The following is a 24,589-nucleotide window of genomic DNA, read 5'->3' as shown; positions in this document are numbered from 1 at the left end:
AGGCTAAAATAAAGATAAAATAATGAATATAGCTATGATATTTACTATGCATGCATATAATTATCGAATAATAGGTATTTGGCTTAAATACTGATGATTTTATAATGATTTTTCGAAAACGTTGTAGTTTTTATATTTTTATAAATTTAGGTTATATTGTGCTCATATATGTATATTTGGAATTGCAGATTAATGTTATTTACACTTTAAATTCGAGCAAAAAAATGCCTCAATCTAATTGAGGCATCTTTAAATATATAATGATTTCTATTTTACATGTATGCTTCTATAGGAGCACAGCTGCAAATAAGGTTTCTATCACCGTATGTTTCGTCGACACGACGAACACTTGGCCAGAATTTATTCTCAGCTACATACTCTAATGGGTAAGCTGCTTTTTCTCTTGAATAAGGTAAAATCCATGAGTCAGAAGTTAACATATGTAAAGTATGCGGCGCATTTTTTAATACGTTATTTGGCTCTTCTACTGATGAAGCGTCAATTTCTTTTCGAATAGAAATCATTGCATCACAAAAACGATCTAACTCACTTAAATCTTCTGACTCAGTTGGCTCAATCATTAATGTGCCAGCTACAGGGAATGAAACTGTAGGAGCATGATATCCGTAATCCATCAATCGCTTAGCAATATCAGAAACTTCAATGCCTTTGGCTTTAAAGCCACGACAATCTAAGATCATTTCGTGTGCTGCTCTTCCTTTTTCTCCAGAATATAAAATAGGGTAGTGCTCTTCTAAACGCGCTTTCATGTAATTTGCGTTTAGTATGGCATATTTAGTAGCATTAGTAATTCCTTCTGCTCCCAACATACAAATGTAGCCGTAAGAAATTAAGCAAACTAAAGCCGATCCATAAGGGGCTCCCGAGATAGCTGTAATTCCTTTTTCGCCACCCACTTGTACTAGTGGATTCGTAGGTAAAAACGGAACTAATTTTTCGTTTACACAAATTGGTCCTACACCTGGTCCACCACCTCCGTGAGGAATAGCAAATGTTTTATGTAAGTTCAAGTGACAAACGTCAGCTCCAATAGTGGCTGGATTTGTTAATCCAACTTGTGCATTCATATTAGCACCATCCATATAAACTAATCCACCATTATCGTGAATAATTTGAGTAATTTCTCTAATAGCACTTTCAAAAACGCCATGAGTAGATGGGTATGTTACCATTAAACAAGACAATTCGTCTTTGTATTGTAATGCTTTTTCACGCACATCTTCTACATCAATATTACCGTTTTCCATTGTTTTTGTAACGATAATTTTCATTCCAGCCATAGCTGCAGATGCTGGATTTGTACCGTGAGCAGATGCAGGAATTAAACAAACTGTTCTTTGATTATCACCTCTTGATTGGTGGTAAGCGCGAATGGTCATTAAACCAGCATATTCTCCTTGGGCACCTGAGTTAGGTTGTAATGTAGTACCAGCAAAACCAGTAATAACATTTAACTGATGCTCTAGTTTTTTTAACATTTTAGTATATCCCTCTACTTGATCAAGTGGAGCAAATGGGTGAATTGTATTCCAGTAAGGCATACTTAGTGGTAACATCTCAGCTGCTGCATTTAATTTCATAGTACAAGACCCTAAAGCAATCATCGAGTGATTCAATGATAAATCTTTACGCTCTAATTTTTTAATATAACGCATCAAACTCGTTTCTGAGTGGTATTTATTAAATACTTCGTGCGTTAAAAATTCAGTTTTTCTATCTAAGAAGTCAGGATAGTTATTTTCGTTAACATACTCTTCAATTTCAAAAGCTTCTTTTCCTACTGCTTCCGCAAAAACTGCAATTACTTGATTGACATCTTGAGCAAGGATAGTTTCGTTTATAGAGATGGAAATAGTTTCGTTATCGATATAATAAAAATTCACCTCATTTTTCTCGGCGATTGCTTTCACCTTTTGAGCATCTGCTTTTACAACGATGGTGTCAAAAAATGCAGTGTTTGTTTGGTAAATTCCTAATTTGTTTAACGCTTCTGCAAGTGTAGCAGCAGTAGAGTGAACTTTATTTGCGATATATTTTAATCCCTTAGGACCATGATATACTGCAAACATACCAGCCATTACAGAGAGTAATACTTGGGCAGTACAAATATTAGAAGTTGCTTTTTCACGTTTAATATGTTGCTCACGAGTTTGTAAAGCCATACGCAAGGCACGGTTTCCATCTGCATCTTGTGAAACACCAATGATTCTTCCTGGCATAGAACGTTTGTACTCTTCTTTTGTAGCAAAATACGCTGCGTGAGGTCCGCCGTAACCCATTGGGATTCCAAAACGTTGTGTTGTACCCACAACTACAGCTGCTCCCATTTCTCCAGGAGGAGTTAATTTTACTAATGATAAAATATCTGCAGCAACAGCCACTTTTATTTCGTTATCATTTGCTTTTTTGATGAAGTCAGCATAGTCATAAACTTGACCGTATTTTCCAGGATACTGTAAGATTGCTCCAAAAAATTCATTTGAGAAATCAAATTCTTGGTGGTTTCCTATAACCAGCTCAACACCTATAGGAGTTGAACGTGTTTGTAAAACAGACAATGTTTGTGGTAATATTTCCTCAGAAACAAAAAATTTGCATACATTGCTTTTCTTTTGATCTCTAGTACGTACATCAAACAATAAAGCCATCGCTTCTGCAGCAGCAGTGCTTTCATCAAGTAAAGACGCATTAGCAATTTCCATTCCTGTTAGTTCGATAACCATAGTTTGGAAATTCAAAATAGCTTCTAAACGACCTTGAGCAATTTCTGCCTGATATGGTGTATAAGCCGTGTACCATCCTGGGTTTTCAAATATGTTTCTTTGAATTGCTGGAGGTACAATCGTTGGGTGATACCCTAATCCAATATATGATTTGTAAACTTTATTTGTACGACCTAATAAACGAATGTGATTTGCATATTCGTATTCAGTCATAATATGCTCTAGTTCCAATGTGTTTTTTAAACGAATGTCAGATGGAATAGTTTCATCGATTAACTGTTCTAGAGAATCAACACCTATGGTTTCTAACATTTGTGGTAAATCGTTTTCCCTTGGGCCTAAGTGTCTTAAAGCAAATGAGTCTGTTTTCATGTAAGTGTAGTAATGTTGTGTTTTTTTAGTGTTGCAAAAATAAGTATTATAAACAATCTAATTCGTGTTTTAAGATTGATTTTTTAGCAATTTTTCAACTAAATCTTGTATTTGTTCACAATTGATTAATTTTGTTTAATGGTTAGTATAAAGCGAGTTTTTGATTTTTATCTGCGTAGTAGTGTACACGTGGCTTTATCGGTATATGCCTTAGTTCGCATGACTCATTATATGTTCAACATAAATGCGGATGAGACTGTTGCAAATTTTGCTTTTTTAGGAACTATAGTTGGATACAATTTTGTGAAGTACGACGCATTAGCTCGAGCTAAAAAAAGAGCGATGCGCACCGAACTTAAATTGATTGCCTTCCTAAGCCTTCTTTCATTAATAGGAGTAGGTTACTATTTCTTTCAACTGGAGCGCATTACCCAAATTGTTTCTATTCTGGTCTTAGCATTGACGCTTTTATACACCTTACCTTTCTTTCCAAATCGTAAAAATGCTCGCAATTGGGCTGGTGTCAAAATATATATTGTGGCTCTCTGTTGGGTTGGGATTACGCTAGTTTTGCCTTTAATAAATGCTCATGTGACATTAGGAAATGACTTTTTCTTAAAATGTATACAACGCTTTATTCTTGTTTTTGTCCTTATTTTAGTTTTCGAAATCATCGACATGCCCAATGATGATCCGCATTTGCATACAGTTCCGCAACAAATAGGAATTAGAGGCACTAAGCTAACTGGCTTATTATTGCTCGTGCCTTTTTATTGCTTAGAATTTTTGAAATATCATTTTGTAGAAGAGCAGTTGATTGTCAATGCCATATTGCTAATTCTACTTTCTATGTCTTTGATTTTTGCCAATGAAAAACGTTCCAAATACTATACCGCCTTTTGGGTAGAAAGCATTCCAGTAATCTGGTGGCTTATGGTGGTGTTTTTTTAATAAGCTGGTCAAATAGAAATCAAATGAGTTATTTTTTTAAACATAAAAACCATTAAGAAATTAAGTTTTATTAAGATTGTTTTCTTAATTATCTTAATCTCTTAATGGTTTAAATCTGATTTCTAAAATCTACAACAACCCTGCTCTCTTCAACAAAGCATCTGGCTTAGGTTCTTGACCTCTAAATCGTTTGTATAAAATCATTGGATGTTCTGTTCCTCCTTTAGAAAGTACATTCTCTTTGAACTTAGTGGCTACTTCTTTATTGAAAATGCCGTATTCTTGAAAATATTCAAAAGCATCAGCATCCAGAACTTCGGCCCACTTATAACTGTAATATCCTGAGGAATATCCTCCTTGAAAGATGTGTGAGAATGCTGTACTCATCGCGTTTTCGGCTACTTCAGGATATAGTTGTGTAGCTGCAAATTGCTCGGTTTCGAAAGCTTTTACATCTGTAATTGCTGTCGGATCTTGACCGTGCCATCCCATGTCTAATAATCCAAAACTCAACTGACGCATCGTTGCTAAACCTTCTTGAAAACTGGCGCTTTCTTTAATTTTGTTTACATATTCCATCGGAATTACTTCTCCAGTTTGATAATGTGTTGCGAATAAAGCCAAAGCTTCGGGCTCGTAACACCAGTTTTCCATGACTTGACTAGGGAGTTCAACAAAATCCCAATACACCGAAGTTCCGGATAAACTAGGGTAGGTGGTATTAGCCAACATTCCGTGTAGGCCATGTCCGAATTCGTGAAATAAAGTCGTTACTTCATTAAAAGTTAATAAAGATGGTTTGCTTTCTGTAGGTGGTGTAAAGTTACATACGTTAGAAACATGTGGCCTTTCGTTTATGCCATCTTTTACATATTGTGATTTGAAGGAAGTCATCCATGCACCATTTCGTTTTCCTTTTCGAGGAAAGAAATCGGCGTAGAAAATAGCTACTAAATCTTCTTTTTCATCAGTTACTTCATAGGTCATGACCTCTGGATGGTATTTGTCAATATCAGAAACCTCGGTAAAAGTCAAGCCATATAATTTTTCAGCAATTGTAAAAGCACCGTTCAATACTTTTTCTAACTGGAAATAAGGCTTTAATTTTTCGTCATCAAAATCAAATAATTTTTGCTTTAATTTCTCAGCATAATATCCGCCGTCCCATTTTTCTAGAGTTTCAATTCCATCAGTCTCTTTGGCGAAAGCCTGTAATTCAGCAAACTCTTTTTGAGCCGCTGGTTTTGCTTTGGCTAATAAATTATGAGAGAATGAAAAGACTTTTTCTGGACTTTCGGCCATACGTTCTTCTAATACAAAGTGGGCATGGGTTTCGTAACCCAATAACTGAGCACGTTCAAATCGAAGCTTAGCAATTTTTAACACTATCTCATGGTTGTCAAACTCGTTTTTTTGAAATCCTCTTGCACCAAAAGCGATTGCCAGTTTTTTACGCAATTCACGATTTTTTGCATATGTCATGAAGGGCACATAGCTTGGATGGTCTAAGGTGAAAATCCAACCTTCTTTTTCTTGGGCTTTCGCCAAAAAGCGAGCGGCTTCGATAGTTCCCTCAGGTAAACCAGCAAGGTCTTTTTCATCTGTCAAATGCATTTGAAAAGCATTGGTTTCAGCCAAGATATTTTCGCCAAATTGCAAACTCAACTTTGATAGTTCTTTGTCTATTTCGCGTAATTTATTTTTCTTGTCTTCAGCTAAGTTGGCACCATTTCGAGAAAAGCTTTTGTATTTTTTATCTAACAAAGTAACTTGTTCTGGAGTTAATGACAACGATTCTCTTGAATCATAAACTGCTTTTACACGAGCAAATAATTCTGGATTTAGTCGAATGTCATTTCCAAATTCAGATAATAAAGGAGAAACTTCTTGAGCGATTTTTTGCATTTCGTCATTAGTCTCTGCCGAGTTCAAATTAAAAAAGATACTCGAAGCACGATCTAAGATGTCGCCAGCATAATCCATAGCTACAATCGTATTTTCAAATGTAGGGGCTTCAGGATTATTTACGATAGTATCAATTTCAGCTTTTGCTAAGGTGATTCCTTCTTGAATAGCAGGAGCATAATCATCGTTTTTAATTTGAGAAAAAGGTGCTGTATCGTGTTTTGTTGTGAATTTTGATAGTAAAACGTTCATTGTAATGTAATTATTTTGTGATTTGGTGTCAAATCTATTTGTAATGTAAAGGTAGTGATTTATAAAAATATAGTTGAAAATTTCAAACGGATTCTTGGCTAAAGCTACCTCTTGATTTTCTGTTATTTTAATGTTATTTATGTATTGAGCACGTTTAAAAAGACTAAATTGTAAAAATCAATATTGACTATTATTGAGTCGATTATAAAAAATAAGAAAAAATGAAATATCAAATAGCTATAAAAAGAATTGATACGGTAAACGAAGTAGAAGGATATTGGTCTACCGAAGATCTAATACATTTGTGTGTACGATTTAATTTTCCAGATGCAGCAACTGCAGAGGTGAGAAATTTACCAGAATTATTAGAAATGGCAATCTCAGATTATGAGCCAAATGAAGCAGCTGCGATTGTGCTAGACTACAAATTGGGTGAAGAACTTAACGAAGGTCAAATCGAACAGATTTCGCACAATATGTTAATTGATAAAGTTTGCGAGGAATATCCTGAAATTCACATGCAAGGAAGATTGTTTCATGTCAATCAATTGCTTTTTAAAGCTTACAACGGAAAGTTTCCTAACGCAAAAGCATCTATTGTTCATTTTTCTATGACACCCATTGACAGTGAAGTAAAAGAATTAACTGCCGAAGATGTATTGAAATTATTGAATAACGGTTTATCTGATCGTAATTTAATCAAGCGTTTGTTTGATGATCAAATGACACAAAACATTCCGTTTCCTAATGCTTCAGCAATTATTTGGAAGCTGAATACAACTGATAATATAAACTTCAACTTGGTTACTTCAGAAAATTGGATTAATAATGATGACATTATTGCATCTGAATTTGAAGCGGTTCTGGAAGAAATTGAGGAAGAGGATTAAATACTTGTGCTAAGAAATTCTATAGGTCATTATAGAGATGTTGTTAAATAAAGATTCGCTATGGATTCGCCAAGTGTCACAAAGTTTTTGTGATTCAAGACAAGTTCGTAGCGAATCTTTACTTTTTCTAAGTTAGGTTCTATGAATAGATTTATTTTCTTAAACCTTCAGATGATTTATAAACCGCCTCTTTCAAGCTCAGTTTATACGCAATCATTTTATCCATAATTTCTTTATCGTGACTACCAATGATTTGTGCTGCTAATATCCCAGCATTTTTGGCTCCGTTAAGAGCTACAGTTGCCACAGGAACTCCGCCCGGCATTTGTAAAATAGACAAAACCGAATCCCATCCATCAATCGAATTGCTTGATTTTACAGGAACTCCAATAACGGGTAAGGGTGACATAGAAGCGACCATTCCTGGTAAATGAGCGGCTCCGCCAGCGCCTGCAATAATTACTGAAATACCACGTGTGTGGGCATTGTTGCTAAAATCAAATAATTTTTCGGGAGTTCTATGTGCTGATACGATATCAACTTCTACTTCTATATCAAATGATTTTAATATATCTATAGCGTCTTGCATTACGGGCATATCTGAGATGCTTCCCATGATTACGGCTACTTTCATTGTTTATTATTTAAAGATTGCAAAATTTAAAGATTGCAAAATTATTTGAAACTTCATTTAGTTCTAGCAATTTTTAAATCATTAAATCTTTTAATTATTTTATTTAAGCGATCACTCTAATAGTATTCTTAACATCCTCAGCAATTCGTCTGGCTTCTTTAATGTCTTGATTTACGATTGTTACGTGTCCCATTTTTCTAAAAGGACGTGTTTGTTTTTTACCGTATATGTGAGGCGTTACACCATTCCAACCTAAAATCGTTTCAATGTTTTTATAAACTACATTTCCAGAAAATCCATCTTCACCTACTAGGTTCACCATAATTCCCGCAACTTTACTATCGGTGTTACCTAAAGGCAGATTCAAAACAGCACGTATGTGGTTTTCAAATTGCGAAGTATAACTAGCTTCAATTGAATAGTGACCCGAGTTGTGTGGGCGAGGAGCGACTTCATTTACTAGGATTTCGTCGTCTTCTGTTTGGAACATTTCTACAGCCAGCAATCCTACGTGATTAAATTTCTCCGAAACATTCAGGGCAATTGCTCGTGCTTTTTCGGCTACTTTATCATTAATTCTTGCAGGGCAAATTACATATTCTACTTGATTAGCTTCAGGATGGAATTCCATTTCAACTACAGGATATGTTTTGATTTCACCGGAAGGATTGCGACATACAATTACGGCAAGTTCATTTTTAAATGGCACCATATCTTCTGCGATACATTCTACATCTGGTAAGTCGATGAGGTCAAAAGTAGAGCGCACAATCTTTACACCATTTCCATCGTAACCAAATTCGGCACATTTCCAGACAAAAGGAAATTCTAATTCGTCTTTTTCTAGTGATTTTTTTAAATCGGCGATATCTACAAAACGAAGGTGTTTTGAAGTTGGAATATTGTTTTCGACATAAAAGTCCTTTTGCTTGCCTTTATTTTGAATAGCTTTTAGTGTACTTGGTGAGGGATATATTTTGACTCCTTCACTTTCTAGTTTTTCTAAAGCGTCAAGGTTTACTAATTCAATTTCGATAGTAAGTACGTCTACCATTTTCCCAAATTGGTAAACGGTTTCGAAATTCATTAAGTCGCCTTTGAAAAATTTATTACAAGCCATTCTAGAAGGAGCTTCGTCGCTTGGATCTAATACATAAGTTTGAATATCAAATTTTCGAGTATCAAAAAGCAGCATTTTACCTAGTTGACCGCCGCCTAAGATTCCTAATTTGAAATCAGAAGAGAAATAGTTCATTGTGTTGTAGTTTGTGCAAGCAAAGATACTTTTTATCATGCAATTGGAGAAGCGCTATTTTATTTTCTTCAATATTTCGCGTGCAACAGCTTTGTAAGCTGAGGTGTGTGTAGGATAATCTTTAATGATAATTTGTTTTAATTCTGGGTGAATCCAACTTATTTCTTTCCCGAGCTCAAACAATGTTCGAATGGAATAGGCTTTTGTAGCTACTTTACCATCATCATTCATCAACCAATCGAAGCAATTCTCTGCTATTAAATTTTGGTGTAGATTACTTAAAGTTAGGTGCTTGCTTAGATGAAGGCAGGTTTTTGCGGCTGATCGCATAGCACTATCATGCGTGAATTTGTTTAAATTTAGACAGAAAAAATCTAAATGGTCAGTCAGTAAGTGAGGTTGTGCATCGATCACCATTTCGAGAATCCAACAAGCTCTAAAATGATTGCAGTCCAAAATGTCAAATGAGAGTGTAACCAAATTAGGGAGTAATGCTAGGTCGTTTAAAACAACATCAACGTTAGCTATTCGGCTACTACGGTGAGCGGTGCTGTTTGCAATGTTTTTATAAAGTTGGTCGTCCATCTAAGATCAAAATTAGGACTTTTTTTAGTTGTACGCTATTCTTCTGCTTTTAATTCTGATTTGGCAACTCAGAAATTCCTATCTTTGTCCATTATTTTAAACAGAAAAATAATGATCCAACTTCACGATAAACAATTTGTTCCGTTTATATCAGCAAACGAAATTGCTGAAGCAATCGATAAAATGGCGGCTGAAGTAACAGCTGATTTGGGTACCGAAATTCCAGTTTTTATAGGAGTATTAAATGGCTCTTTTATGGTTGTTTCGGACTTTATGAAAGCTTACAAAGGGGCGTGTGAGCTAAGTTTTATTAAAATGGCTTCATATGAAGGTACGTCATCTACAGAGGAAGTAAAACAATTAATTGGATTAAACCAAGATTTAACAGGCCGCACTGTAGTTATCATTGAAGATATTGTAGATACAGGAAATACACTTGTAGAAATTAAAGCTTTATTTGAAGCTCGTAATATTAAGGAGCTTAAGATAGCTACTCTTTTTTACAAGCCAGAAGCTTATAAAAAAGATATTAAAATCGATTATGTAGGGATCGCTATTCCTAATAAATTTATAGTAGGTTTTGGTCTAGACTATGATGGTCATGGAAGAAATCTTTCAGAAGTATATCAATTAAAAGAATAATCACGCAACACACATTATGACTAACATCGTCTTATTTGGGAAACCAGGAGCAGGAAAAGGAACGCAAGCAGAATTTTTAAAAGAGAAATACAAGTTAACTCACATTTCGACAGGTGATGTATTTCGTTTCAATTTAAAGAATGATACTGAACTAGGGAAACAATGTAAAGTTTTTATGGATGCTGGAGATTTAGTTCCAGATGAATTGACAACTAAAATGTTGATCGATGAGGTTAATAAACATCCAGATACTAACGGGATTTTATTTGACGGATATCCTAGAACACTGTCGCAAGCGAGAGACTTAGACGCATTTCTTGAATCTATAGGTTCAAAGGTTGCAGCGACGATTGCTCTTGAAGCAGATGACGAAATTTTGATTCAACGTTTATTAGAACGTGGAAAAACAAGTGGAAGAATTGACGATCAAGATGAAAGTAAAATCAGAAATCGTTACCAAGAATACAATGAGAAAACAGCTCCTTTAATGGGTTATTACAAGGAACAAAATAAGTTTCATGCTGTTGACGGAATTGGATCTATTGATGAAATAACAAAAAGGTTGAGCACGGTTATTGAAAAATTGTAATAAGCCGCTGTTAAAGGTTGGTGATTTATATAAACAATACTTGCTCATTATTTAGTTTAAATTACATTTTGCGATACGCGATACATGGAAATAGTAATAATTCTTTTTTTAATTATCCTTAACGGACTTTTCTCGATGTCAGAAATCGCGTTGATTTCTGCAAGGAAAAATCGTCTGGAGTCGGCTGCTAAAAAAGGTAATAAAAGTGCTCAAGTTGCACTAGAACTTGCAAATGCTCCCAATAAGTTTTTGTCGACTGTACAAATAGGTATAACACTTATTGGTATTTTAACGGGTATCTATAGTGGTGACAAAGTAACTAGTGATGTCCAACTTTTTGTTAGTTCATTTGATTCGTTAAAGCCTTATGCTGCGACAATTTCGGTAGTAATTGTAGTTGTAATTTTGACTTTTTTCTCACTAGTTTTAGGAGAGTTGTTACCAAAAAGGATTGGATTGAATTATCCTGAAATGATTGCTAAGAAGGTTGCAATGCCTATGAAAGTGGTTTCAATAATTACAGCGCCTTTCATATGGCTATTAACAAATTCGACTGAGTTTTTAATGAATATCCTGCAAATTCGACCTAATACTGACGGTAAAGTCACCGAGGAAGAAATTAAAGCAATCATTAAAGAAGGTACAGAAGGTGGAGAAGTTCAAGAGATAGAACAAGACATTGTAGAGCGTGTATTTCACATTGGAGACAGGAAAATTAATTCACTGATGACACATAGAAAATCAGTAGTTTTTCTTCCATTGAATGCAACTAAGAGTGAGGTAAAAAGTTATATGCTTGAAGAGCTTCATTCTATCTATCCGGTGTACAACGACAATTATGATGATATTGTGGGGGTAGCCAATTTAAAAAATATGTTTGCAAATATTGATGCAGATGATTTCAGTTTGGCTTCGATCATGACAGATCCTCCATTTATGATGGAATATACTACTGCTTATAAAGCATTAGAACAATTCAAGAAAACGGGTATTCATTATGCTTTCATTTCTGATGAGTACGGAATATTTCAAGGAATTATAACTTTGAATGACATTCTTGAAGCTTTAGTGGGAGATGCCTCAGAGTTTTACAAGGATGATTTCCAATTGGTAGAACGTGAGGACGGAACTTGGTTAGTAGATGGGCACTACTCATTACATGATTTTCTAACCTATTTTGAGTTGGATGATTTGATAAACGATTATGACGTTACAACAGTTAGCGGTTTAGTGATGACAGAATTATCACATATCCCTAAACAAGGGGAAAAGTTAGTTTGGAATAAATTTCAGCTCGAGGTAATCGATATGGATGGTATCAAAATTGACAAGGTGATTGTAAAGTCACTTCGAAAAAAAAGCAATTTGTAAGCAGCTTGTTAAGTCAAGAGTTTGCAAGAAATAATAGATTAAGATTACAGAAAATTTAGTGTGCTGATGAAAATCATTTTTGATGTAGCTAAATAAATACAATAGAAATTATGACTGAAGGGAACTTCGTAGATTACGTAAAAATATTTGTTTCTTCTGGTAAAGGAGGAAAAGGATCTACGCACTTGCATAGAGAAAAATTTATTGAAAAAGGTGGACCTGACGGAGGTGACGGAGGTCGTGGTGGACACATTTATCTAGTAGGTAACAAAGGGTTGTGGACATTGTTTCACCTTAAATTTGCAAGACACGTAAAAGCTGGAAACGGTGGAGATGGTAGTGGAGACAGAAGTACAGGAGCTGATGGAGACGATAAAATTATCGAAGTGCCATTAGGAACTGTGGTTAAAGATAAAGAAACTGGAGAAATTTTATTTGAAATTACCGAAGATGGAGAAAGACAAGTGCTTTCTAGAGGTGGTAAGGGTGGATTAGGAAACTGGCATTTTAGAAGTTCTACTAATCAAACACCTCGTTACTCTCAACCAGGATTGCCGGGTACAGAGATGGATGTGATTCTTGAGCTTAAAGTTCTTGCTGATGTCGGATTAGTAGGTTTTCCTAATGCAGGGAAATCAACTTTATTATCAGTATTAACTTCTGCTAAACCAAAAATTGCTGATTATCCGTTTACTACGTTAAAGCCAAATTTAGGTATCGTTGCATACAGAGATTATCAATCTTTTGTGATTGCAGATATTCCTGGAATTATCGAAGGCGCAGCCGAAGGAAAAGGTTTAGGTCATTATTTCTTGCGTCACATTGAACGTAATTCTACTTTATTGTTTCTTGTTCCTGTTGATACGCCAGATATTAAAGGAGAGTATGATATTCTTGTAAATGAGTTGACAAAATACAACCCAGAGATGTTAGACAAAGAGCGTTTACTAGTGATATCTAAAATTGATATGTTAGATGATGAGTTAAGAGCAGAGCTTAAGACTGAATTAGATGTCGCATTTAAGGATGTTCCTTATATGTTCATCTCGTCTGTTGCTCAGCAAGGACTAACTGAATTGAAAGACAAGCTATGGAAGATGTTAAATGACTAATTAGTCATTTGTGTTCTAACCAAATAAAAAAATCCGTTTCAAATTTTTGAAACGGATTTTTGGGTTTAATTATATTATTTAATCTTTCACTTTGACTTGTATTCCCTGACTATGACTCGAGAATTCTGGGGCATACATACTTTGAATAGTTGTGATTCCATTAGAGAAAGATCCTTTATTATTAACTCTAGTGTCGTATTCTAGCACATAAGTTCCTTTCCCTATTTTGTCAAAAAAGAAATGTGTGGCAGCATCTTTTGTCGCTTTATAAAAGCCTAAATTCCCTTGATATTGATAACTGGAAAGTACATCAATTGGTTCAAAGCAGGATGCTCTCATGTCTTTTAAATGGACAAATTCCATATCTTCATTTGTCGAAATAATTAATCGTACAATAATCAAATCTCCAATAGTTAAAGGTGCTTTTATTTTAGTTAGAACAGCATCTTTACCATTACCTGTTTTTAAATAAAGCTCCTTAGAAATTGATAAACTATTTTTGCTATCACTTTTAATTTTATCTAAATTTTCAAAGTACTGCCAATATATGCCGCCATAACCAGGGATGTCGCTTTTATTACTAATTTCAATTTTAGCCATTTCGTCATTTATCTCAGACGATTTCCAATTGATCTTAAGATAACCAGTCTCAGCTTCTTTTTTATTTTCGTTTAATTTTTTAGTAAGTATTTTTTGATCACCCACTTTGATCACCGTGTTATCCTTCACTGAGAGCCAGTCTGATCCTTGCAATAATAAAGCATAAATTGCTTCAGTGGTAGATTTTGTAGACGGCCAATTCTTGGACTGTTTGTTTTTTAACAACCACACTTTCATTGCATCGACTGATTTTTTGTCATTAGTAATTTCGGCGAAAGCCTCAATTAGTAAGGCTTGTGTTTCAATAGGAGCTTGATACCAGTGCCATCCCTCTTTATTGTCAATCCAATACATTCCCCAATCCACATTAGTAGAGGACGTCTCTTCCAAACTAACGATAATTTTTTTAGCAGTTTCTTTGTCGTCAAATCGATTCAAAGTAATAGCGGCTAAGCCTTTCTCATAAAGGCTGTAGCTGAGCCAATTTGTTTTTATATTTTCTATAAAACGATTCATGACTAATTTCAAAGAGTCACTAGGCGGGTTTGTTTTTAAATAAAAACTGCGACTATATAAATAGTGCAGATCAGTACGAGGGTTTGTCCAAATTATTTTGTCAATTCGATTTGTTTCCTGCCTACGTGATTTATAATTCAATAAAAATTTACCATCTATAAACGGAATCGCTTTTGATGTGATTTCGAGGACTTTCGAATTAGATTCTTTTGCAGCATTAAGCTTTAATAAGTGTCCTAAGCCGGCAACAATATGTCTTGTAATATATTCGTCTGGTTCATTACCTCCAAACCAAGTAAATCCTCCTGCAGCTGTTTGTTGATTAGTCAATTTTTTAAAAGCAACTTCTTGCATATTTTTCATTTTTTCTAGATCGAATAAAAGGGCCATGTTGGTCTTCTTCTCATCTTCAGTTTTAGCATCGTTGATCCAAGGTGTTTCTGCTAAGATTATTGATTTTAGCTCTTCATTATCTTTTAACTTAGATTCATCTTTTCCGTTTTTGGACCAAGATTCAAAAACCGCCGCAATTTTAGGATTACTGTCGATAATGTTCGCTGCTAACGCGTTAGCATAATATCGAGCAAATGATTGTTCAGCAGATTCATGCTCGTACTCCATCAAGTACGGTAAAGAATGGATGGCAATCCAAGCGGGGTTTGAGGTATATTCTAATGTGAACTGGTGGTTTTTTAAAGTTGGCGAACTAGTGTTTTTTAAATTTTCGAAAACATATTCTTTCTTGCTGTTTTCACGAATCCAAACAGGTATACTCTCTGTTACTAAAATATTATTGGTTAAGACAGGAAGTACGCTTTCCTCTCCATCAGAGTAATTTCCTGCCTTAGCAACAATCTTATATTGTAACCCTTGTAATCCTTCAGGTACATATACTTTCCAGCTTACCGTGGTGTTCCCCAGAGGATTGGCGTTGAAGTTTCTTGCGTTTTTTGTGTTTGCCATAGCGACATCAACATTTTGCATATTTGTGGCATCAAAAAATTGTAATCGTGCAATTCCTGTTTTGACTTCACTAGTCATATTGGAGATTTTTGCAGTAATAACAATAGAGTCTTTCTCTCTAAAGAAACGAGGGAAGTTCGGAATAACCATCAATTCTTTTTGTGTAATTACATTTTTTTCAAGATAACTTGAAACAGCCTCTTTATTATGTGCTAGTAGGCGAAATTTCCATGCTGTCAAAGCTTCTGGTGATTTGAAATTGAAGCTCAAATTTCCTTTTTTATCTGTTCTTAAATCAGGTAAAAAGAATGCAGTTTCAGAAAGATTAGTTCTTGCTTTGATTTGATTCAATTCGCCTAACCCTTTTTTAGTGATGATTACTATGGCGCCATTAGCACCTTTGCCGCCATACAATGCCGTGGCTTGATCGGACTTTAATACTTCTACAGAAATGACGTCTGAGGCGGTTAAATCTTTTACAGCTTGCTCTAGTACTATTTTTCCATCAATAAGATATAAGGGATTATTATTCTGACTAATAGTACTAGTGCCTCGAATTTTTGTTTTTAAATCTGCCACATTAATACCTGCTGCTTTACCTGTCAATGGAAGAATAATACCGGCAGTGTTATACACCTGATAGTCTGCTTCATCTACAATCCCTGATAGAGTAGTAGTCGATGATTTCTTTTTCATCGTTCCATAGCCTACAACAATCACTTCTTCTAAGGTGCTTTCATCGGGCTTGAGTTGTTTGTCAATTGTATTACTAGTTATGTTATGTTCTACAGTTGTGTAACCAATGAAGCTAAAAATCAATGTTTCATTCAATGTAGCTGCTATCTCATAATAGCCATCAAAATCGGATACAGTTTGTCTCTTAGTGCCTTTTATGCTAATGGTTGCTCCAGGTAGCACCGCGTATGGATCAGAAACGATTCCTGAAATAAGCTTGGCGTTTGCTGGTTCCTGTAACTTTTTTGAATGCTGTTTTTTATAATTTAACAAAGTATATTTGTTCTCGATAGTATTAATATTGAATCCAAACCACAATAAATCAGTGTCGACATCTTTAAATTTTATTTCGTTTAAATGCGTGTTTAGATTTTGAATATAACTGTAGGTTTTTTGAAAGCCTAGGGCGGTTTTTGTATTGGATGCGTAATAGTAATTGTTATCTTGAAAGTCTAATAACTCCCAATCTTTCTTAGTAAACTGGTCTAATGACTTGTCATACATACTAGCTAAGATTTCACTTTCTTTCTCTGTTCCTATGGCATTCAATTTAAAAGACCAATTTTCTAATTTACCTGGTTCAATTTTGCTTCTAAAACTAGCTACCTCAAAGTTTAATTTTGGTTGAATATTATTAAGAATAATTTCTAATTTTTTTTCGAATACTGTGTTTTCAAAAACACTTGTAAAATTAATTGTAATTGCTTTTTCAAATTCTTTTCGCAATGGAATAGTGATAATACCCTCGTTGCCATTGATTGTGGTAACCATATCATAAAAGTTCCAATATTTATAATAAGCACTACTATTAATATGTAGTGATGGTATGATGCTTTTAATCTTGATTTTGATAAAGCCATCTTGCGCAGGATTACTATTTAATTGCTCAGCTGTAAATAATGTATTAGGATTAAATAGTTGGCTACTTTGTATTAAATTAAATTGAGTTTTTGTTTCAATATCATTTCCAAACTTATCTTTTGCTGAAAAAACTAGCTTATACATTCCAGTTTCCCAATCTGAAATAAAGTTTAAATCAATTGTCTTCCGTTTTTCGGTATTTACGTTTGTGGTATGAACCAATTCTCCCAACTCGTCTTCAGAGATAGCTTTCTCATTTTGTTCGAATGGAAATAGTTTTTCAAATTCTGTGTCAGAAATACTTTCCAGCTCTGGTTTTTCCCAAATCCTAGGCTTAATTTTGTTATTAGCTTTTCTAACACGGTAGAACTTCAATACTCCTACAGTAGGAATAAAAGTATTATTAAGATTCGTGCTCTCTAGTAAGAGAGTGTTTTTATCTTTGGTTTCAATTTCCTTGGGTAATGTTGCTTTTAATTTTAAAGCATGATATCCCACATTAGTGACTAACTGTTGGTTCAATGTTTGTGTTTCACCGTTGTTGTCAGTAATCTGAAGAGTTAAACGGTAGCTAAATATAGGCAAATCTTCTTTTTTTGCGTCGAGATCAGGTTTGGCTATAAATTGAATGTTGAATTTTCCTGTATCATCTGTCTTCGTTTCGGCTTCTAATACTATCTGTGATTTTCCACTAGACCATTCATAGTTTGTACCAGATTTAGAGTTATAAGTTTCTTGTCTTACACTGTATTTTACAACAGCATTGGATACAGCAGAACCGGTAAAAGAATTTGTAACTCCCGTTATAGTTATTTCGTCGTTCACTGTGTAAGTCTCATTTGTGGGATTGAAGGTAATTTCAAATTTGGGTCTCTTATATTCTTCGACAGTAAAAAAGTTAAAGGAATTCTCAAAATCAACTTCATCCCAAAAAGAATGTTTCTCTAACTTGGAATTGTATTGAAGGTCATTTTCATAGTGGTCAGCTTGTTCAACTTCAATTTTGAAACCTCCTACTAAACCAGATTTAGGCAAAATATATTCTCCTGAGAATGATCCGAATTCGTTTGTAACTAAATCAACCTCATTTATAGTGTTGTTATTTGGATCGTTAATTGTAACTTTAAAAGAGGTAAAAGGAACAACAGCAGATTTACCTTGTTTTTTTTGAAATGCGATCCCTTTAAAATAAATTGTTTGTCCTGGCCTGTATATCGCTCGGTCTAAGTAAATTTCAACTTTAGCTTTAGCTTTTTGTTTTTCGGGATAAGGTGTAACAACATTGATAAAACTGTTATTTAGATTTAAAGTATCTTTTTCTTTTATGATCGTTAAATAAGGTGTTAATCGATCATATTCTTTAGAATTATATGCTTTTCCCTCTTTATCAGTAGTAGCAATGAATTTATCGGTTAGAATTTTAGCTCCTTCGATTGGTATCCCTGTATGTCTATCTACTATCTGAAATTCCTGTATGTTGCTATTTGCAGATGCAATAATTGAGAAATTAGTAGCTGTTATTGTCTCATAACCAAAAGCTTTGGTATTTTTAATATCGTTTTCGCTTTCGAAAAAAACAAGATAAGTTCCTAATTCTAATTGTGGTAAGATTACTTCGGTGGTGTATTCAAAGTAAGTTTTTGGGTTTTTTAATTGATAGTTCTTTGATGCTATTGGCATGCGATTTACAATAAGATCATTTAATACACTATCTCGTGAATGGTAGTTATATGCAAAAAGATTGCTATCGCGCTGATTTATTTCATAAAAACTAATGCGCAGGCTATCTATATTTTTATACGTAATATATGCTCTTGAATTTTGTTTGGGGTAGGTGTATTTTTCAAAATTAATACTTACTGATTTTAATTCCAATTCATGCTTACTTTGAATGGCTCTTTTATAAACGTCAGAACGATCGTTAAGGGTAATGATGCTATCTAAAACTTCCGAAGCTTTAATATTGTAGTCTGGATGTGCATCTTTAGAAGCTTGTTTAATGTAACTTTTTGCTTTTTCAAACTTTATTTTTTGTTTTACAACTTTAGAATCCACTGTTTTTTGTAAATTTTCTAAAATAGAAAGCCAGTCCATCTCTGATGGTAGTATATGTGTTTTTACAAATAGGAAACGTTGCCATTTCAAATCGCTACTGGTGCTATTGAGTTCCTGTTTTTGATATAATGATAGTGTCTTGTTTAAATTTTCATTGGTAATAAAATCTAGTTTTAAATTACAAAAGTTAGTGCTACTGCCGTATAAAATGTCATGATAGGGTATGAAGTCATCCTCTTTAATTTGCCAATAATTAATTTTAGAAGTATATAAAGTTATATTCTCTTTTAAAATATAGTCGAGTAGGGTTTGTGTTTCGAATATAATAGCCTCAGTATAATCAAATAGTATATCGTATTTTGATAAGCGTGTTTGCTTTAAAATAGTTTCGTTTTCTAAAGATTCTGTAAGTGCTTCTTCAATGTGCGTTTCAAAATCTAACTTAGTCCACGTAAGAAAATCATCATTCTCAACAGTTGTATTGGTTCTATTTCTAATGATATAGCCGTTTTTAACATAATACTGATTTAAAATTTTTGCATAAATCACATTTAAAAGGGCTTTTGTAGGGATGGTAGCGTGATCAATTTTTATTTTTAAGTTATCAATTATCTTTGATTGCGCATTTTCGTCTATTACTTGGCTGTATTTGGATTGATAAAAGAAACATTTAATTAACTGAGCTTCGTCTTGCTGCCGACTCGCTTTGTTATAAATTTTTTCTACGATAGCATTTGCCGATTTAAATTTACCGGCATTTTCGTTTTCAATTACTTTCTTCCATCTTTTGTCATATTGCTGACTAAAAACTGATAAAGAACTTAACAATACTAATAGTAAAATTTTTTTCATAAATGGGAGTTTAAAAGCTATAAGCTTAGGACTGTGAATTTATTGCAAATATTTTGGAAAAACCTTGTCTTTTTTGAATAGTTATCTTACAATACTAAATTAATGCTTAAGTATTTGCTTGACGACTGAGTGGTAAACAAAAAAATCCGTTTCAAATTTTTGAAACGGATTTTTTTGTTTAATTATACACAATTTATTCATTGGGTATTCTCAATACTTGACCAGGGTAAATTTTATCTGGATCAGAGAGCATTGGCTTGTTTGCCTCAAAAATTAGATTGTACTTATTTGCATCACCATAATATTTTTTTGCAATTTTAGATAGCCAGTCGCCAGATTCTACCGTATGGTATCTCGCTTCTGGTTCTTTTACTGCAACATCCATTTGATTGTCAACTTCAGATACGCCTTCAATATTTCCCACTGCTAAGGCAATTTTTTCTGCATCTACTTGTTTGTCTACTTCTCCTTTCAAGGTAACAGTTCCTCCTTGAAGATATATCTTTAAACTTTTAAAAGGCAATTTCATTGATTGCACGTGATTTAAAAGTGCACTAGCTTTTAAAGTTTCTTTCTCAGCCACAGCTGCCTCTTCTTCTTTTTTGCCAAATAATTTTGTTCCAGCTTCTTTTATAAATGATAGTAGTCCCATGTTTTTATTTATTTTGGTTAATACAGAACAAGTTACCGAATTTTTTAGATTTAAAAGTGTTCACAGTTTTAAAGTTTTGTGAAATTTTCAGAAGGAATTGTTAACTAATTTTTAGTACTGAATCGATTACCCATGCTGGCCCAATAAGTAAAAATTGGAGGTCCTTGATGAATGAGGGTTTTTGACCCTCTATTTTGTGTCCATAAAATTGTCCTATCCAGCCAATAGCAAAGACTGCAACAGAAAACCAGAGTAAGGGAACTGTTTGATCAATTAAGTAATTACCTATTAAACAAAAGGTAGTAAACAATGTCATTTTTAATCCCATGGTAAATGAAAGTCTATAGTAAAAAAACAACACAAATAATATAACAATAAATGCCCAATTTGCAAATAGAGGGTGAATAGCGGCAAGCGCTAACAATGACTGATTAGGGATACTCATAAATAAACCTACTACTGAGAAAAATATTAGAGGAACACAGATATAGTGTATTTTTTTATTGGTAATATTCTTGTGACTTACTCCATATTCTTCAAACCATTCGTCTAATGTTTTCATTTTTAATTTTTTACTAATTTAATAAAAAATAATAAAGTTCTTTACGAAAGCGTAGTCTGGTTGTGGATTGGGTCTCTATTTTTGGATGAGGGATAGTAATGAAAATCCTTTTATGTGTTTTTACTCATAAAAGATTGTAATGTATAGCCCGACGCACCTAACACCTTTTGGGATTATGGTGGGGCAGCCCATATATAGATTTCTAACGAGTATAATTATTAAAGAGATAGTCTAATGTTTCTGGAATGTTGTTGGCTTCAATTTTTGGATACATTGTATCTGAGTTGAGCCAGTTCATGATAATTTGATCAAAGTTTTGGTCAATTTTATAAATAACTGGAACTCCCATTTTTTTAAGTGCGGCAGCATTGCATTCTTGTTCATAATGATTTCGGATAGGAATGGAAAGCACTTTTTTTCCAAGAAACAATGCCTCTGCAGGAGTTTCAAAACCACCACCTGTAATGATACCATGGCAATCTATAAGGCTTTGATTAAACTGTAGCTGGTCCACAGTGTAATATGTGATGTTGTCAATAGTATGTTTGAATACTGTCCCAGCTAGAAACCAGTGAAATTTTATCTTTTTTAATTTTCTGAAAGCTTTTTCTATACACTCTTTGTCGAATGAGGGAAGGTATACAGTTATGTGTTCTAGATCTCTGGGGCTTGCAGCGACGATTGCGTCCTTAATAATAGGTGGTTTAATAAAGCTGTCGTAATTCTCAAAATGAAGACCAATATTATGAGGTGCAGATGCGTAATGCTTGAGAACCATTTCACCTACAATACTTTTTTTGATAGGTCTTGGGGTTTTTTGTGATATAAAACTAGCTTGGTGTCCAAACTGAACTGATGGGACTTTTTGCAATTTACAAGCTAGTGATGTTATGGCGTCAAAATCATTGATCACTATATCGTATTTATCAAGCGGTAAAGTAGATGCGTCATCATAGATTTGTTTGGGCCGAATGTTTTTAGTTATATTCCAGTAATCTAGTCCGCCGCATTTGCTATAGTATAAACTACAGCCTTTGCTGCGATAAGTAACTGGAAAATTCATATCTAATGTTGCATTACTACCACTGAGAAAAAAATCGACTTTACCGTATTTCAGTAAGTATGGATATAGTTGTGACGCCCTACTAATATGGCCGTTTCCTGTGGCTTGAATAGCATAAAATATTTTCATAAGTGGTGATTTATTACTGAGATAGTTGCTTTGTAACATTATTAATTAAATATTATTGGCAAGAACTTTGTGAAGTAGCACAATGCGAACTGTTTGTAATACTGTTTTAATGGCTAATTTAAGCAGTGTGTGTTATGCGAAAGTGTTTTAAAGATTTCTAATTTATTATACTTTTTCCTTTCAATGTTGGTCAATAAACTTTTCCTTGCTAGTATAAATTTCTTATTTTTGAAAAATGAAACACTTATTATTTCTACTATTTCCTTTCATGCTTTTTGCTCAAACTAATTATGATAAAGCCCAGCGGTTTTTTGATGAGAAAAAGTATGATCAAGCTAAACCATTGTTAGAGACATTATACAAGTCGAATACTACTAACTTGAATATTATTGAAAATTTAGGAGATATTGCTGGTTATTATAAAAATTGGCCTGAGGCAATTACATACTATAAGAAACTTAAAAGGTTAAGACCAGACGAATCTAATTACCATTATAAATATGGAGGAGCGAGCGGAATGTATGCTTTAGAGGTTAATAAGTTTAAAGCATTAGGAATGCTTGATGATATTAAAGAATCATTTGAAAAAGCAATTCAATTAAATCCAAAACACATAGGTGCACGATGGGCCTTAGTGGAGCTTTATATAAAGTTGCCGGGAATAGTGGGTGGAAGTGAGTCTAAAGCTAAAAAATATTCTAATGAGTTGCTGGCTATTTCACCGGTCGACGGCTATATGTCCCGAGGGAGAATCGAGGAGTATTTTAAAAGATATAAGGCCGCTGAAGTGTCTTATAAAAAAGCAATTGTAGCTAGTAATAATTCGGCCGAAAGTTGTAAAAAATTGGCAGACTTGTATAAAAATAAAATGAACGAACCTGCAAAGGCTAGCGCACTACTAGAACAATTAAAAAAATAAATTGAACATTTAAGAATACGATATGAAAACTCATTTTATAGCTATTGGAGGTAGCGCAATGCATAATCTAGCTTTAGCATTAAAAAATAAGGGATACCAAGTAACGGGAAGCGATGATGCTATTTTTGAGCCATCAAAATCGCGTCTTGATAAAAAGGGACTTTTGCCAGTAGAAATGGGTTGGTTTCCTGAGAAAATAACTGCCGATATTGAAGCTGTTATTTTAGGAATGCATGCAAAAGCAGATAATCCTGAGCTGTTGAAAGCACAAGAGCTAGGGTTAAAAATTTATTCATATCCTGAATTTTTATTCGAACAGTCAAAAAATAAAACGCGTGTTGTAATAGGAGGTTCACATGGTAAAACAACAATAACTTCAATGATTTTACACGTGATGCATTATCATGATATAGCTGTTGATTACATGGTTGGAGCACAGTTAGAAGGTTTTGATACCATGGTTCATCTTACAGAAGAGAATGATTTTATCGTTTTGGAAGGGGACGAGTATTTGTCATCTCCGATTGATAGGAGACCAAAATTTCATTTATACCAACCTAATATTGCATTAATTTCAGGAATTGCTTGGGATCACATTAATGTTTTTCCAACTTATGAAAATTATGTAGCACAGTTTGAAACTTTTATTTCGAAAATTACAAATGGTGGAATTCTAGTTTATAATGAAGACGATTTAGAAGTGAAAAGAGTTGCTGAAGCAGCAACAAACCCAATTAGAAAATTACCTTACTCAACTCCGTCTTATAAAGTAGAGAACGGAAAAACATTATTGGAGACTCCAGAAGGCGATATGCCCATTGAAGTTTTTGGAGCTCATAATTTGAATAACTTGGCTGGAGCGAAGTGGATTTGTCAAAACATGGGTGTTGACGAAGCTGATTTCTATGAAGCTATTGCTAGTTTTAAAGGCGCTTCGAAGCGTCTTGAAAAAATAGCTGAGGGAAATGGGAAAGTGGCTTATAAAGATTTTGCACATTCACCTAGTAAAGTAGCTGCTACAACAAAAGCCGTAAAAGAGCAATATCCTAATCGTACCTTAATTGCTTGTTTAGAATTGCATACCTACAGTAGCTTGAACGCTGAATTTTTAAAAGAATATGAAGGAGCTCTTGAACATGCAGATGTAGCTGTGGTATTCTATTCACCTGACGCTGTAAAAATTAAGCAGTTAGAGGAAGTAAGCTATGAGCAAATTGCTACGGCTTTTAATAAAAAAGATTTGATTATTTATACTAATCCAACTGAGTTTAAAGAATATTTGTTTGGTTTAAAGTTTGATAATTCGGCACTTTTATTAATGAGTTCAGGGAATTACGGTGGATTAAATTTTGACGAAGTAAAAAAGATTATAGCTTAAGT

At 34.0% G+C, this 24,589-nt stretch carries 17 protein-coding genes; 8 read left to right on the top strand and 9 right to left on the bottom strand.

Going from position 1 to position 24,589, the window contains the following annotated elements:
* Positions 1–272: 272 nt before the first annotated feature.
* Positions 273–3,116, bottom strand: a complete 2,844-nt coding sequence (gene gcvP / locus H603_RS0102190) for an aminomethyl-transferring glycine dehydrogenase (protein ID WP_026707047.1) — start codon at positions 3,114–3,116, stop codon at positions 273–275.
* A 138-nt stretch (positions 3,117–3,254) separates the two neighbouring features.
* Here gcvP and H603_RS0102185 point away from each other — a divergent pair, with 138 nt between their 5' ends.
* Positions 3,255–4,067, top strand: a complete 813-nt coding sequence (locus tag H603_RS0102185; RefSeq protein ID WP_026707046.1) for a hypothetical protein — start codon at positions 3,255–3,257, stop codon at positions 4,065–4,067.
* A 129-nt stretch (positions 4,068–4,196) separates the two neighbouring features.
* Here H603_RS0102185 and H603_RS0102180 read toward each other — a convergent pair whose 3' ends face one another.
* Entirely contained in the window at positions 4,197–6,224 is a 2,028-nt protein-coding gene (locus H603_RS0102180; RefSeq protein WP_026707045.1) for a M3 family metallopeptidase, read from the bottom strand.
* A gap of 221 nt (positions 6,225–6,445) precedes the next feature.
* Between H603_RS0102180 and H603_RS0102175 the strand changes: the two genes are divergently transcribed.
* Complete coding sequence (locus tag H603_RS0102175; RefSeq protein ID WP_026707044.1) at positions 6,446–7,114, top strand: hypothetical protein; 669 nt, start codon at positions 6,446–6,448, stop codon at positions 7,112–7,114.
* 151 nt (positions 7,115–7,265) lie between these two features.
* On the opposite strand, the gene purE is transcribed toward H603_RS0102175, so the two are convergent.
* The 3 genes from purE to H603_RS0102160 form a co-directional block, all read right to left on the bottom strand.
* Entirely contained in the window at positions 7,266–7,748 is a 483-nt protein-coding gene (gene purE, locus H603_RS0102170) for a 5-(carboxyamino)imidazole ribonucleotide mutase (protein ID WP_026707043.1), read from the bottom strand.
* Positions 7,749–7,851: 103 nt separating this feature from the next.
* Positions 7,852–9,003 carry a 5-(carboxyamino)imidazole ribonucleotide synthase gene (locus tag H603_RS0102165; RefSeq protein ID WP_026707042.1) on the bottom strand — a complete coding sequence of 384 codons (1,152 nt, stop codon included), beginning with the start codon at positions 9,001–9,003 and terminating at the stop codon, positions 7,852–7,854.
* A gap of 54 nt (positions 9,004–9,057) precedes the next feature.
* Positions 9,058–9,588: a hypothetical protein gene (locus H603_RS0102160; protein WP_026707041.1), complete on the bottom strand. Its 531-nt coding sequence runs from the start codon at positions 9,586–9,588 to the stop codon at positions 9,058–9,060.
* 111 nt (positions 9,589–9,699) lie between these two features.
* On the opposite strand from H603_RS0102160, the gene hpt reads away from it, so the two are divergent.
* The 4 genes from hpt (at position 9,700) to obgE (ending at position 13,302) form a co-directional block, all read left to right on the top strand.
* On the top strand, positions 9,700–10,230 hold the full coding sequence (gene hpt / locus H603_RS0102155) for a hypoxanthine phosphoribosyltransferase (RefSeq protein ID WP_035675140.1): 531 nt from the start codon (positions 9,700–9,702) through the stop codon (positions 10,228–10,230).
* 16 nt (positions 10,231–10,246) lie between these two features.
* Entirely contained in the window at positions 10,247–10,819 is a 573-nt protein-coding gene (locus H603_RS0102150; protein ID WP_026707039.1) for an adenylate kinase, read from the top strand.
* Positions 10,820–10,903: 84 nt separating this feature from the next.
* Positions 10,904–12,190 (top strand): hemolysin family protein, encoded by a 1,287-nt coding sequence (locus H603_RS0102145; protein ID WP_084157701.1) that lies wholly within the window; start codon positions 10,904–10,906, stop codon positions 12,188–12,190.
* 110 nt (positions 12,191–12,300) lie between these two features.
* Positions 12,301–13,302, top strand: a complete 1,002-nt coding sequence (gene obgE, locus H603_RS0102140) for a GTPase ObgE (RefSeq protein ID WP_026707037.1) — start codon at positions 12,301–12,303, stop codon at positions 13,300–13,302.
* A gap of 78 nt (positions 13,303–13,380) precedes the next feature.
* On the opposite strand, the gene H603_RS17010 is transcribed toward obgE, so the two are convergent.
* The 4 genes from H603_RS17010 to H603_RS0102115 form a co-directional block, all read right to left on the bottom strand.
* Entirely contained in the window at positions 13,381–19,884 is a 6,504-nt protein-coding gene (locus H603_RS17010) for an alpha-2-macroglobulin family protein (protein WP_026707036.1), read from the bottom strand.
* Between the two features lie 193 nt (positions 19,885–20,077).
* Entirely contained in the window at positions 20,078–20,536 is a 459-nt protein-coding gene (gene lysM, locus H603_RS0102130; RefSeq protein WP_026707035.1) for a peptidoglycan-binding protein LysM, read from the bottom strand.
* A 100-nt stretch (positions 20,537–20,636) separates the two neighbouring features.
* Positions 20,637–21,098 carry an Mpo1 family 2-hydroxy fatty acid dioxygenase gene (locus tag H603_RS0102120; protein ID WP_026707034.1) on the bottom strand — a complete coding sequence of 154 codons (462 nt, stop codon included), beginning with the start codon at positions 21,096–21,098 and terminating at the stop codon, positions 20,637–20,639.
* 202 nt (positions 21,099–21,300) lie between these two features.
* On the bottom strand, positions 21,301–22,290 hold the full coding sequence (locus H603_RS0102115) for a glycosyltransferase family protein (protein WP_026707033.1): 990 nt from the start codon (positions 22,288–22,290) through the stop codon (positions 21,301–21,303).
* Between the two features lie 235 nt (positions 22,291–22,525).
* On the opposite strand from H603_RS0102115, the gene H603_RS0102110 reads away from it, so the two are divergent.
* Together H603_RS0102110 and H603_RS0102105 are read left to right on the top strand one after the other, a co-directional pair.
* Positions 22,526–23,209, top strand: a complete 684-nt coding sequence (locus H603_RS0102110) for a tetratricopeptide repeat protein (protein ID WP_026707032.1) — start codon at positions 22,526–22,528, stop codon at positions 23,207–23,209.
* A gap of 22 nt (positions 23,210–23,231) precedes the next feature.
* Complete coding sequence (locus tag H603_RS0102105) at positions 23,232–24,587, top strand: UDP-N-acetylmuramate--L-alanine ligase (RefSeq protein WP_026707031.1); 1,356 nt, start codon at positions 23,232–23,234, stop codon at positions 24,585–24,587.
* The last annotated feature ends 2 nt before the right edge of the window (positions 24,588–24,589 follow it).

The organism is Flavobacterium frigidarium DSM 17623, assembly GCF_000425505.1.
GTDB classification, from domain to species: Bacteria; Bacteroidota; Bacteroidia; order Flavobacteriales; family Flavobacteriaceae; genus Flavobacterium; species Flavobacterium frigidarium.
Note: the sequence above shows the minus strand (reverse complement) of the source record. Positions and strands in the feature narration are given on the sequence as shown.